Origin of the sequence: Polaromonas sp. 39-63-25 (assembly GCF_002278925.1) — a bacterium.
In the GTDB taxonomy this organism is placed as follows: domain Bacteria; phylum Pseudomonadota; class Gammaproteobacteria; order Burkholderiales; family Burkholderiaceae_C; genus Polaromonas.
Window position 1 is genome coordinate 1 of sequence record NZ_NCJH01000016.1, and the last position, 12,194, is coordinate 12,194.

The window sequence follows — 12,194 nt, forward strand, 5'->3', positions numbered from 1 at the left end:
GGTCGTTCGACCCCGCAGCGTTCGATGTCGCCGAGGTCAACCAACGTTTGGCCCCGGAAGAATACTGACCGTCAAGAACGGTAGTGGTCGGACTATTACAGTTGACACGCACGGGGTGTTTGTGAACCTTGATCGAATGGTGGTAACACCACTTCGTGTGGACCCTGCTGTTTGGGCGCGCTTCGGCGTGGTCAGAGACGGCCGGCGTCACAAGGTGATACGTCCAAGCATCAAGGCGAGGACGGATGCGAAAGCGGCGATTGCGAACGCAGCATCAGCCTGAGGGAAAGCATGAAAAAAGCCACTGAAAAGTGGCTTTTTTTTGCCCTGCTTAGGCCGATTATTTCAGGACGCCTATTGGATGGCCGATTCTGGCTTCCACTTCAGTAGAAACCAGCGTGCCGCGATTGCATTCATGGAACCGAGCAGGGAGCCAATGACACCAAAGCATTGACCGGTTCCTTGATATATTTCATTCGTTAACAGGCAGAACTTCCCACCAAAACGTGGCCGTCATCCAGGTGATGTTTAGCTTTTTTGCCTTCAGGCATTCACTCATGGTGAAGATGCTGCAAACTTCGTCCTTGACCCCTTCACGGGCCGACCAGGAGAGACAGAAGCGCTCCAAGCGGCGCTTACCGGCGTAGGTACGGGACGGCAAAGCGACTTCCCAACCCAATTGGGCGCTAAGCCGGGCCTGCAGCAGCTCGCGAACGCTCTTGCGTGTCAACTGCTGGCGAACCACAGGCCGGGAATGATGCTGTTCCGAAACCATGATTTCCTTTCAATCGCGCCCTTTTTCTGAATCGCGTGCGTTTGGCTCAGTGACATCGCGGACCGAAGGGAATGCTCTTTTCCCTGCTTTGTAGCGCTTGAAACTTGCCGGATTCGCCCTGGCCTCCCTTACTGCCGCAGTGAGTTCATACCTCTTGTCGTCAAAACCCGCTTCAATGTGAGCCATCTCCTGTGCCAAGACAAATATCGTCGAGGCCATCTTCAAATCGGCCTTCATCGCGTTTTGTAGTGGCGAGCGCGTGTCTTCAAAGGTTACCTTGCAGGAATTTACATCCGTGGCATGGTGACTTCGGCAAGCACTTGGACGAACCTCGTATGCCATGCACTCCCCCGCATTGCTGAGAAACGCACAGCGCACATTGGTGTGGATATGCTGGTCAACTGTCATGCTTGAAACGGCACGGAAATTTTCCTCAAGCTGTTTTTCGACTTGCGATTTGCCTGATGGCTCCAGCTTTCCAACCAATTCAGCCAGCGCAAAGGCCTCTGTTGCAGTCACATACACGTGGTAATGGCAGCAATACGAGCAACCGCGACGACAGGCAATGCCGAATTCCAGTGGGTGGGTTGTCGCGTCCATTCTGCTGAACATCCGTACCGCGACCTCACGCGCGTGGGTTTGGCCGACAGCCGCCAGCCTTTGCAGATCAGCCGTTATCGTTCTCACTTCCTGGCGGAAATTGTGTTCATCCATTGGGCCGTTTTCCTATCTTTGTGGGTCAAGACTTGCCCTGACTCAACCAGGCATGTCTAAACGATTGTGTGGGATACGAAAACCGGTTCACATCGTGTAGCGTGCTGTGCCTTTGATGCCATAAGGTTTCTTTGAGCGCTAGCCGCCAAGGTTCGCAATAACCCTGCTCCTCGTAATAGCGACCAATTCTGATGAAGGACAGCCCTGCGCCAACCTTCTGAGCGCGCCGGAAGCCGAATGACTTATCGACTTTCTTGTCCAACCAACGGGTTACTGCGGTGTATACAAGATCACCACTAAGGAAATTTGAGAGGGTATGCATGTTTTCCTTTCAGATAGCGACCAGCTCGGCGATTTTTTCCGCGATCACGGCCATTGAATCTTCTGCAGTGTCTAGGCCGCTTCTGGAAGCGAGCAAGGGGCTGACATTGCGGAGAGCGCCATACGTCGTGTTGTGCACGATGGGAACGAGTTGGTTACCCGCCAGGAGTGCCGAAAGCTCTTTGTCGGCGACGCTCTCATTTGGGAGGCGGGCCAGCAGCGCAGGGGTCACAAGGACGAGGCCGATTCGCGAATTCGCTAAGCCTTTGTCGATGGCGCGCATCATCGGCACGCCGAGGCCAAGGTCCTTCTCGCTGAACCAAACTTTGACACCCGCCGTCACGAGCAAATCGTGCAGCTCTTTGGCTGGTCCCTGCCGGTCGTCCCATGCGTGGCACAGGAAGACGTCACGAAGGTCAGGTTGCGCCGCTGCACGCGTTTCAACGGTTTGGCGGATTGGCGTGAGTGACTGCACTTGGGCAGACGTGTACGACACGGAAGAACCTGCTCTCGACCAGCGCGGCCTTGAGCTACCGCTGGACCTGCCACTACCACCGCCGCTATAGCCACTCCCGGTGCTACCCGACGAGGAGTAGGACGAGCCGTATCCGCCATAGCGATAACTGCTTCGGGAACTGCATGCGGGGCAGGCTGCTGCTGCCGCTGAAGAGTTGTGCCCACGTACTGGTGCTGTGCATCTAGCCATGTCGGTTTCCTACTTTGCGGCCGAGCGGGAAGCAAGCCAGGCTTGGCGCTTGTGTAGTGCATCACCGCCCACGACAAGGGCTTCCCAGCGGTACCCGGCTCGCATTGCCCATTCAGCCGTGCAAGAGCCCTCAATGATCATGTCTTCGATGGTTACGGTGTCCATGTGGTTTCCTTGATGTAATGCGCTCTACCAGAGTTCAGCATCTGGCTTGGGATGTTCAGATTTCAGTTCAATGAGCTCCGCCAGACTTGCGCCGCGCAGGTGTAGTGCGCATTGAGGGCATCGCAAGAACCGACCTAGTTCGTCGTATTCGTCAAGCTCACCAGTGCAATTTGGACACCAGAGCAAAGCCGCGAGCGCCGGCTTTCGCGGCTCGATCTTTGACGAATCAACGCCATAGACAGCAGTTCGGATTGAGCCTTGCAGCTGTGGGGTGAAGCCACCCTATTGCGAGCAACTAACGCCACGCCCCAAAGGCTGATCACATTCACTTGCGCAGATCGGGCAATAGATTGGTCGAACGCCAGGCATGCTTGATTTCCTTCACATTTTGTTGATATCCGTCATAGCAGGTTTCCCTGATCTTTAGAGGGTTAATTTCAAAGTGTTGGCACATGCTGGGCACAGCCGGAACACAAGGCCCCGCAACTCCACTTCAGTCACGGTTGAATACTCTTCGGTTTGGGTCGATGGCGCGCAAGCGTTACAAGAACCATGCCGCGCCTTATCCAGTCCCTTTTTAACGGCAAGAAACTCATTCAAGCTAACCTGCATGGATGGATTGGCCTTGTGGGCCGAGGCCATTGGGTTGGACATTCGTGGTTTCCTTTTAATCCGAAGCCGTTATGCGGCCATCAAAGATGCAATCAAGCTTCTCGTTGAGATACGAGACTTCAAATCCTTCCATCGGCAACGGGTTGCCCGCGTGCCGATTGCATTCAGTGAAGTCGATACCGGCGTCGTGAGCCCGTTGACAGGATTTCAAATACGCCGTCATCACGCCAGCAAACTCGATGAAGGGGTGATTGCCAATCTGTATGGCTGAACTGTAAAAACGCTGGATGGTTTCGTCCATCCGCTTTAGTGCTACATCGCGTTCTGCGGGGGTCATCGCAGTGAGGTTTCCTTGGTCAACGAGGGATGGCGCGGTACTGCGCCAAGACGTCAGAGTCGGAGAGTGCTTTTGCGGCCTCGGATGTCATTTTGAAATGCAGCGCCACCCAGTAACGGAGGTCTTCAATCAACGGCATGTGTCTTTCCTTTCAGTATTCGCCAGAGATAATGCGACCGGCCAGGCGCTGAGCGCAAGCAAAGTGGAACTCCCTGGAGCGGCGGTCTGCTGCATCACATTTAAACAAGCGCTGGCGGGAAAGTGCCCGTTGCTGCAATCCAAGTCGGTAAGCCAATTCACTCATGGGATATTCCTGTTCGTTTTGTTAATTGAACTATACGTATCAATCAAACATTCTGCATGGTCTTTTTAGCGTCGCGTTGCATCTTCTCTCGCATAACTTGCGCTGCCCTGCGAATGCCGCGTGAAAGCTCGCCGTCACCAACGCCTGGACTGATCAGAAATGCAATGTCTGCGGGGTCCATGGTCACAGTCTTCGGAATGGCCTTTGCACCAGATTCAAGTTTGCGTCCACCACCACGTCCAGGCCCACCTCGCCCTGTCGTTATCTTGCCGGTGCTGGCTGCTTCCTTCTGCTTGGTAATTGCCATCTCCACTTTCAAATTAGTTCCAACGCAGGGTTGAGTAAATCGATTCCCGCGCCCTTGCATTTGATCCATGGGCCAGAGGGGTTAGCCTGCCCAGTCCACGCGGCAAAGGCCTGCGATGCATCGCCCTGATGCTCAAAGCAATACCGGCGCCCGTAACAATCGGGCGTCAGGCCCACCACAATGGTCCAGGCGTACGCGAACGGGAGCAATCCACACCGACCCTGCCCAGCCACATCCCGCACCTCGGAATAGCCGTTTTCTTTGACCACCTGCTGCAGGTTGCTCGGAATATGCGCGCTCGCCTTCATTACTTCGTCCGCTTCAATTGGGCGTAAAAATTCTCATGCGGGCCAACCGACAGCAAGACAAACTCGACGGGTTTCTTCTTGTCGGGCTGCAACTTGTAGGCCAGCAATGTCTCCTGGTTGTTGAGCTTGAACTTGTGAACAAACACCCCCGCCAGATCGCCGCGCTTTTCTTCGCCAATGAAAGGATTCTTTGCGACTTCATGCACCGCAGCATCGAGCACTTTCTTGTCCTTTGCATGCAGTTTTTTTGCAAGCCTGTCGAATGAGGCAGTCGATAGAGCCCTCAACGCCATGGCTTACCCGAACTGGTAGGCCGAAACCTGGCCAGCCTTAGCCTCTTCAAGGGACAGCATCGTGTCCTGGATCATCCGCAAGGGGAGATCGGGGTTGTCCAGAACAGCCTTGCCGATACGCGCCCAGTATTCGATCTGCTTGGGAACAGAACGATGCTCAGCCGCCGCAACGGTCTTTGCGTCCTCCACCAGATCATCAGAAAGTTTCATTGCGACAGCCATAAGGGATACTCCTTTGAATTGGTTGTATTGTAACGACATAAGCAACCTTTTGCAACTTATAGCGCATTGGCAAACATTGCTTCGAGAATACTTGAATCGACATCAACGTACCTCTGGGAGCAGTCGTTGAGCTGTGGCCCAGCAGCACCGCCACGGTATCCATGTCGCCTGTCGCGATCAGGACTTTCCCGGCGAACCGGCGCCGCCCGCTGTGGCTTGAGCCCTTGATGCCAGCGCGCTTGTACAACCTGGTGACGTGGCTTTGCAGGGAGTCGCAGGCCTTGTCTTTCCTCGTTGTTTGGTTAAAACCGATTGGGGAGAAGCGACAACTCCCCGTTCTTGATCCGACGCAAGGTGATCGCCGCGCAGTGATCCATGACCATGTCAATCAGGGCCTGTGCCGCTGCATTACGCAGGAATTCTTGTTGTGTCGCCATCAGACAGCCCTCGCCACAATATCGGCCAGCCGTACCGGATCGCCATCCACCAAACGCTTAGTTGTTGTGATGCTCTTGTGCCCGAGGATGGCGGCAATATGAACAAGATCGCGGCCCTGCCTGTGCTGCTTCACTGCAAAGGTACGGCGTGCCGATTGAGCACTCCCCCCCTCAATGCCAGCGTTCGCATGCAGCCGTGAGATGTACGCCCCCAATGTGTTGCAGGAATAACTCAAAACGCCCGATGGAAGCGTTCTTTTGGTTAGGGAGTAGGGTTGCCCATCCTCGGTGAGGAAAAGCGGGCTATCAGGATCAAGGCCGCGATATGCCCCCTTTTTGATAGTCGCCCCCTGTTTGCGCTCAAGACGCCATGCCAGGTACTTGTCCATCGCCGCCACGATTCGCTTGTTCGACCAGTACAGCGGCCTCGCTTCGCCGTTGTGGGCGACATCCACGCGGACGGCGCTGGTGATCTTCACCGAACCCTTGGCATCCAAATAATCAGCAACAGTGATGGTGGCCAGCTCAGTGACATTCAGGGCTGTTCCGTACAGAGTTAGAAGCAGCGCAGTGTCGCGCTCTGGAACTCGACTGTAGGCCGCCGTTGCCTTGATGAGATGTTCGACTTGTTTGTCTTCAATAACGGGGGGTTTAGCCATTTACAACCCACATCCTGGATGGTCGTTTTGTCGTCTCTCCAAACCCTGGAGGCAATCATGACCCCGACCATCAGCGTATTTGATTTCAGCATTCTGCCCCGCCACAAAGCTGCCATCTAGCTGGGCTAAATCGTGAATCACTACGGCATTTCGTCCAAGTCCTTGCACTACAAATTTGTCTGTGACTCGCTTGATCTGACCAAGATACATCGTGCGGTCTTCCACTTTTCTAATTTCAACACCCTGCGTTTGAAGTTCTGCAATCAGTGCCAACTTCGCAGACTCCGTTTGTAGTGTTTGAACCGGAGTGCGCGCCTCAGATGCCAAACGAGCAATCAGGTTTTCAATTCTTTTCTTTGCGGGCTCATCGACGGGCATGGACGCGACTCGCTCTTGAGCAGCTTTTTCATCCACTATTCCATGGATCAAAAGTGCCCGATTGAATTCCCGATCCTTCTCCCTGTTTGCGGCACACTTTGCTAAAAACAAATCCGTCACATCCAAGCAAAATCCAATCTTGCCATCTGTATTTTGAGACTGCAAGCGCACAAGCCTATCTTGCCAACCAGCGGGAAGCATACAAGTGGTCGAATCTACGCCCTGCGCGTAATACCCAAAGCTATCCTGAAAAGGTGATCCCTCTCCGATCGCGCCGTCAATCAAATCAGACAATCGCTCATTGCCCGGAATGATGATGTCAGCTTCGATTGACTCCAAACATTCTTGGGGTGGAGAGTCAACAGAGCCAAGAATTGACTGACTGCCAACAACAATAATTTCGTATTGATTGGTAATGGCTGATGCTGCACGGATGATGTGTTCAAGTTCATGTTTAAGCATGCTGCTCATCCTTGAGTTTTCTCACTTGACGAATGATCGCAAGCCGAACTGGGTTGGGCAACAGGGTAGCCATTGGTGATGCTTGCCGTAATTGGTTTCCACGCTCAGAGTCTTCTATTGCGCACGCCCAATCCCGACTCTTTATGATCTGTATCCACCTGTCTCTCAAGGGTTTTGATCGCACGCTTACATGCGTATCCCAACGTGCCAATATTTCTAGCGCCTTGTCTGTCAGAGATGGATCGGCTTGGATCATCCGCACTGCTTCCTGGTGCATAAGGAGGCTTTGATAATCCTGCGGACCGTGATGATTGAGATTCATGTAATAGAGCTAATTAAAGCAATTACATAGAGTATATCTGTGATTCACGGTAAATTCAAGTCGCAAGCCCAGCATTCATGCGACATCAAGGAAAGTTGGGAAAACCGGCTGGAACTATCAGGCAAAGAAAAAGCCCCCAATCCGTTAGGACTGAGGGCTCTTGAGGTTTTGAAAATTAGCCGTGAGGCGCTTGCGATGAAAACGCACCGTTCTCACGGTGTGTTTCATGTTCGGAATAGGCAGCGTCAAATGCCTGGTCTTCTGCAATTCCTTCTGGCGTTTTCTGGAAGGCTGCAAACTCGGCTTGCCGTTTCGCAATCAATTCATCGGTCCAAACCGCAGGGGTCGAAAACGACGGCTTAAATGCTGAAACCAGTGGGGTAGCCATGTCCATCGATTTCAGGGCATCCCAGCGCTGGCGAAAGTTGGCAATCCATTCCTTTTGTTCAGGCGTCAGGTACCCCTTGGCAGCAAGGTCGTCGGCTCTGAGGTATGGAAGCTTTTGAGCCCTGCACCATGCCTCCAGTTCGTCACACAGCGGCTGGGCTGCCTCAATGTTTTTCATCATTTTCCTTTTCCTTCAGCCGCGATGGCGTTCAGCTGACTCAAGCATCTCGTCAGTCGAATTCCCTTCGACAACGATTAGCACAAAGGGCCTTTTTGTTGCCTGCACAACAGGAAACCTGCTTACCCAGGCTTCTCGCCCATCGGCAAGATAATGCTGCTCTGGCTGCACCGGAGGGATGGTCCCTTCCTTCAGCCGTAACGGCCCGCTTGCCGCGTAGACTTCGACATCCGACTCGGGCGCCACCTCGTCTGCGAAAGATGCCAGCACGGGATCCCCTTGCACCTTGTCGGCCAGGTAGACCCCCCGTGCAATTTCGCCTTGTTGGTTTTCCATTTTCCGGTCAGTCGCCCGCTTCGTGTTTGTGGAAGCTGGAGAATCTAGCTGGAAGCCTTCACCCAATCGAGTTGGTTTGGCGCCCAGTTCTGGGGGAAAGGCGGAATCAACACGTTCGACCTCTGTCGCGTAGGTGCGAACTTCTGTCACTATGGATGGCTCCCCTTTGGCGGCTTTACCAAACCGCCACCAAGAAATGGCCGGTTTTCCGTCCATTTCACCCCACTCACCGGGTTTCATGGTTAGTGTTGTCATTTTCCTATTCCTTCACAGCGGTGTGTGCAGAGGCATCAGGGCGAAGCCGCCGTCTGCGGTTCCCCATGTGACTTGTGTTTTCCCATCCAGAACCAGCACATCTGAATCACCCGCGAGAATTTCAACTGTCTTGCAGTCCTCTTCAGAGAGTCGGTAGTACGGGCGCTTGAGGCGCGCTACAAAGGCTTTGAAATCTCCTTTGTGTTGCTTGTTGGCCAGCGGCTGCAGGCGCTCAAACAATTTGTTTGGCGTCTCCAGCATCGTTGGCCCCGTTTGCATGCATATTTCCATGTTCCGTTCTTTCATAATGTGAACGGACACCAAGCCCTTTCGGGCATTTGCGGTGCCCGTCTGGGTTAGTTGTTGCTTGCCTACGCGACGGATTTGAATTCCGCACATTCCTGCACGTATCCATCACCATCCTCATTGCCGGGCCAGTTCAGAGAGCATTCGCTCATCTCACCTGGCACGTACTGGCAGTTCTTACAAGTGGCGCAGAGGTCGTCGTCACTGACGGATTTGACTCCCCCAGAGAACGTGATCGGCATCAATTGGTCGTTGACCATTTTTCAATCTCCTGATGAATGGAGAGCACCGGCCCGGTTGGGCAACTGGTGCCCATCCGGGGTGGTTTTGGTTGGTCTATCGGGTGGACAACACCAAGGTGTTGTGGCCCACGAGTGTGTACACGCCACGACTGTGTTGTGTAATGCGTCCATTTCCGCGGCGTGCAGCAGCTCGCATCAAGCGCAGGCCTGCCGCGGCTTCGCTTCGGGCAATACGATACGGCGCTGATTCGCGGCCGTTGAATGCGTCGAAGTTGTCAGGTTTGGAAACGATGGGAAGCATTTTCTGGAGTTTCCGTTTCGCATCGGGCAGCGCATTGGGGATGGATTCCGCTACTGCACGTGACAACTGAGATGGGTTCACTGGGAACCACCAGGCATCGCTATCAAAGTAAACGAACCGACCGTTCTCCACCGAAGGCGCGAAGCCAGTGACAACCTTGTCGTGGAATTTCACGCCGTAGTCATTCGTGAAAGTCACCACGTCGCCGACCTTGAATTCACACGGCACCGGTGGGGTGTTTTGCAAATCCGTCGCCAGTGGGTATTTATGTTGCTTCATGAGCATTTTCCGTTCTTTCATAATGTAAACGGACGCCTAACGCATTCGAGCGTCTGGTGCCCATCTGGGTTTGTTACTTCCAAGCGTGGACTAGTTCGTCAGTTTTCGAGGTCGAGACAGCGCGAAGCCTGCTGCACAAAACTTGCACATAGTTCTCGCTTTCCGTCTTGGTCCTCAGATCGAAGACCAGGAATGGAAATGTCCTGTGCTCGTCCTTGCGCAACTGATTGAATTGCGGATCGTCAACTAACTTGGATGTCCGGACGAATCGCTCATCCTTGATGCCGGGGGTGTCGACGCGTAAGTACGCGAATGTCCTCATTTCAATTGATCTCCTGTGTGGAGAGCACCGGCCCGGGTGGGCAACTGGTGCCCATCTGGGTTGTTCTGAAATTAACCGTATGCCTTCAAGACACGGTCCCTACCGACTCGCGGGGCAGCGCAAATACACCGCCGCGAGTGAAGAAGAAACTACGTCTATTCCGAAGACTTTCAATCTAGGCCTGGATCTTGTGCGCTAGGCTCGCCAAAAGGCGATGTCATCGCCCAAGGCAGTAATTGAATGCGACTCCGCGATTGGAGCCGTTGTTGAAAGGCTAGCACTTGGGCTAGCAAGTCAGCTTTGCGCTGAAGTGGTAGGATTTTAGCGATTTCTATGCGCTCTGTCAGGCCATCTGGCCAGAAGTCAGGAGTTATGAATGGAAATTAGGAGTCTTGGGGGCGTGGGCACGCAATTCACTGCTTTCTATTTGATGCACGCCACTCCCTGGACGCCATGAGATGGCCGACCCACGGGCTGCGCCCGCATTTCCACTGCCTATGAAGCAACCAATTCCTTAAGCTTTTCGAATTGGTGCAGAACGGGCAATTCCGCATCGCTAATGGTAGGGTGGGGCGGCCCGCTGTACCAGACGAACATTCGGTCCTTCGCACGCGTTATGGCCACATACATCAGCCGGCGCTCAGCCTCAACATGGATCAGGTCGGAGCCATCCTCTGGTTTCGTGGCATCAATGACGTGTACGGTCTCAAACTCAAGCCCTTTGGAGCCGTGCATCGTCATGAGCGTTACCGGGGCGGTACCGGAGGCCTTCTTGTTTTGGTTGATGAAGTAGAGGCGATTCGAGATGGTTCCGGAGAGCTTCCCGAGGATGCCTGATGCCCTGGTGAGGATTTCGCGTGTGCGGCGTGAGCGCTGCTTTGACGCGAGCCAGGCTCCCACATCCAGGACCACCTCAGTGTGGCTCCCCGCGGGCATCTGGTTGCGCCAGTACCTACAGGACTCGGCAAACTCTTTGAGAATTTTGGCGTCCTGCGGTGTTGCTGCATCTAGGCTGGGGACCTCACCGGATAGAAACCCAGCGGCATCCCCTTTCATCACATGAAGCAGCTCCGTCTTGACTGTATCGTCGAGTTCCATGCAACGTAGGCTGCCCAGGACGCCGACTGGTGAGTTGTCGAGTAAAGACTGAAGCAGGCTAAGGTAGGTCGCAACCCATGCGTTGTCCCAGATCGACTTCCCTATCCGGATGTACGGCACCTCGCATGCCGTCAAGGCCAGTTCCAGCTCGTTGAGGGAGTGGTTCATGCGCGAAAGCACAACAGTGTTTGTGTGGCGTTCGGGCGTTAGGTGGATCAGCTCCGCGAGCTCCTCACACTGGGTCTCGATGCTACCGGTATGGTAGGCCGCTATCTTCCCACCCGGGCCGCGAGTTGCGACCAGAGCCTTCTTCAGCCGCTTCTCGTTGCGCGCCACCAGGGTGACGGCATGCGAGAGGATCTCCTCCCTGCATCTGAAGTTGTCACCCAACTCGATTCGCCTCGCGCCGAAGGTATCCATGAAGTCCTTCATGCCGGCGTAGCCAAGGGCATTGCGCCACTCGTAGATCGACTGATCGTCGTCTCCCACTATCGTCACGTTGAGTCCAGCCCTCGCATGGGCAAATATCCAAACCCTCTGTAGCTCGTCGGTGTCCTGTCCCTCATCCACGATCATGTCGGTAAAGTTCATCGCGGGGATGGATTCCTGATGGACGAGCAAGGCGCAGTCCCTCATGACGGTGTAGAGATCAGTCGCGCGGCTTGCCTTCACGCGCTCCATGTACCGTTTGATCACTTCTGTTGCCGGCGGCGTGAGTTCCACGTTTTCCCGGTCAATCGCATACATGTACGACTCAAACTCGACCCTGATGTCCTTTACGTGATCGTTGTCGGATGCGTAAGGGGTGAGTGCCTCGTTCAGCAGGATGCCCTGTTGTACGGGGCTTAGGAGCTTCTGGGCGGGGCGGTGACTGTTTAGGTGCTGCAGCGCGATGCTGTGGAAAGTTCCGACCCGTAGTCTTTCCCGGCTGAAAGGGCGCCCCCCCGCGTCCTCTTGCGCCTTGTCCAGGCGGCGGCGCATTTCTTCGGCCCCTTCTTTGGTGAACGTCACCATGAGCAGCCTACGCGCGGGATCGGCGAGGATTCGGCGTGCCTTCGCAACTGAGGTCGTGGTCTTCCCGCTCCCCGGTCCGGCAACGATCAGCAGGTGTCCATCATGTTCGATGGCATCTTGTTGGGCGAGTGTGAATCCCATTGCAGGCCTAAAA

Annotated in this window: 19 protein-coding genes; all 19 read right to left on the minus strand. The window is 54.5% G+C overall.

Going from position 1 to position 12,194, the window contains the following annotated elements; genetic code table 11:
• Positions 1-472: 472 nt before the first annotated feature.
• On the minus strand, positions 473-775 hold the full coding sequence (locus B7X65_RS17660) for a hypothetical protein (protein ID WP_293595611.1): 303 nt from the start codon (positions 773-775) through the stop codon (positions 473-475).
• A gap of 9 nt (positions 776-784) precedes the next feature.
• Entirely contained in the window at positions 785-1,489 is a 705-nt protein-coding gene (locus tag B7X65_RS17665) for a YkgJ family cysteine cluster protein (protein ID WP_293595612.1), read from the minus strand.
• A 331-nt stretch (positions 1,490-1,820) separates the two neighbouring features.
• Positions 1,821-2,306 carry a toll/interleukin-1 receptor domain-containing protein gene (locus tag B7X65_RS17670; RefSeq protein WP_293595613.1) on the minus strand — a complete coding sequence of 162 codons (486 nt, stop codon included), beginning with the start codon at positions 2,304-2,306 and terminating at the stop codon, positions 1,821-1,823.
• A 219-nt stretch (positions 2,307-2,525) separates the two neighbouring features.
• Complete coding sequence (locus B7X65_RS17675) at positions 2,526-2,681, minus strand: hypothetical protein (protein WP_293595614.1); 156 nt, start codon at positions 2,679-2,681, stop codon at positions 2,526-2,528.
• 423 nt (positions 2,682-3,104) lie between these two features.
• Positions 3,105-3,335 carry a hypothetical protein gene (locus B7X65_RS17680; RefSeq protein ID WP_293595615.1) on the minus strand — a complete coding sequence of 77 codons (231 nt, stop codon included), beginning with the start codon at positions 3,333-3,335 and terminating at the stop codon, positions 3,105-3,107.
• 13 nt (positions 3,336-3,348) lie between these two features.
• Entirely contained in the window at positions 3,349-3,630 is a 282-nt protein-coding gene (locus tag B7X65_RS17685) for a hypothetical protein (RefSeq protein WP_293595616.1), read from the minus strand.
• Between the two features lie 151 nt (positions 3,631-3,781).
• Complete coding sequence (locus B7X65_RS17690; protein WP_293595617.1) at positions 3,782-3,934, minus strand: hypothetical protein; 153 nt, start codon at positions 3,932-3,934, stop codon at positions 3,782-3,784.
• Between the two features lie 43 nt (positions 3,935-3,977).
• Entirely contained in the window at positions 3,978-4,241 is a 264-nt protein-coding gene (locus tag B7X65_RS17695; RefSeq protein ID WP_293595618.1) for a hypothetical protein, read from the minus strand.
• An 8-nt stretch (positions 4,242-4,249) separates the two neighbouring features.
• On the minus strand, positions 4,250-4,549 hold the full coding sequence (locus B7X65_RS17700; RefSeq protein WP_293595619.1) for a hypothetical protein: 300 nt from the start codon (positions 4,547-4,549) through the stop codon (positions 4,250-4,252).
• Positions 4,549-4,842 carry a type II toxin-antitoxin system RelE/ParE family toxin gene (locus B7X65_RS17705; RefSeq protein ID WP_293595620.1) on the minus strand — a complete coding sequence of 98 codons (294 nt, stop codon included), beginning with the start codon at positions 4,840-4,842 and terminating at the stop codon, positions 4,549-4,551. Before B7X65_RS17705 ends, B7X65_RS17700 begins: the two co-directional genes overlap by 1 nt.
• A gap of 3 nt (positions 4,843-4,845) precedes the next feature.
• Positions 4,846-5,064 carry a hypothetical protein gene (locus B7X65_RS17710; protein ID WP_293595621.1) on the minus strand — a complete coding sequence of 73 codons (219 nt, stop codon included), beginning with the start codon at positions 5,062-5,064 and terminating at the stop codon, positions 4,846-4,848.
• A 436-nt stretch (positions 5,065-5,500) separates the two neighbouring features.
• Positions 5,501-6,160, minus strand: a complete 660-nt coding sequence (locus B7X65_RS17715; RefSeq protein ID WP_293595622.1) for a site-specific integrase — start codon at positions 6,158-6,160, stop codon at positions 5,501-5,503.
• Positions 6,161-7,000 carry a DUF6036 family nucleotidyltransferase gene (locus tag B7X65_RS17720; protein WP_293595623.1) on the minus strand — a complete coding sequence of 280 codons (840 nt, stop codon included), beginning with the start codon at positions 6,998-7,000 and terminating at the stop codon, positions 6,161-6,163.
• A gap of 497 nt (positions 7,001-7,497) precedes the next feature.
• Positions 7,498-7,890, minus strand: coding sequence for a hypothetical protein (locus tag B7X65_RS17725; RefSeq protein WP_293595624.1), 393 nt, complete (start codon positions 7,888-7,890; stop codon positions 7,498-7,500).
• Positions 7,891-7,902: 12 nt separating this feature from the next.
• Complete coding sequence (locus B7X65_RS17730) at positions 7,903-8,478, minus strand: hypothetical protein (RefSeq protein WP_293595625.1); 576 nt, start codon at positions 8,476-8,478, stop codon at positions 7,903-7,905.
• Positions 8,479-8,490: 12 nt separating this feature from the next.
• Positions 8,491-8,757 carry a hypothetical protein gene (locus B7X65_RS17735; RefSeq protein WP_293595626.1) on the minus strand — a complete coding sequence of 89 codons (267 nt, stop codon included), beginning with the start codon at positions 8,755-8,757 and terminating at the stop codon, positions 8,491-8,493.
• A gap of 92 nt (positions 8,758-8,849) precedes the next feature.
• Entirely contained in the window at positions 8,850-9,044 is a 195-nt protein-coding gene (locus tag B7X65_RS17740; RefSeq protein ID WP_293595627.1) for a hypothetical protein, read from the minus strand.
• A 76-nt stretch (positions 9,045-9,120) separates the two neighbouring features.
• The gene (locus B7X65_RS17745) at positions 9,121-9,606 is read right to left on the minus strand and encodes a hypothetical protein (protein ID WP_293595628.1); all 486 of its coding nucleotides are present in this window, start codon (positions 9,604-9,606) and stop codon (positions 9,121-9,123) included.
• 817 nt (positions 9,607-10,423) lie between these two features.
• Positions 10,424-12,181: an ATP-dependent helicase gene (locus B7X65_RS17750; protein WP_293595629.1), complete on the minus strand. Its 1,758-nt coding sequence runs from the start codon at positions 12,179-12,181 to the stop codon at positions 10,424-10,426.
• Between the last annotated feature and the right edge of the window lie 13 nt (positions 12,182-12,194).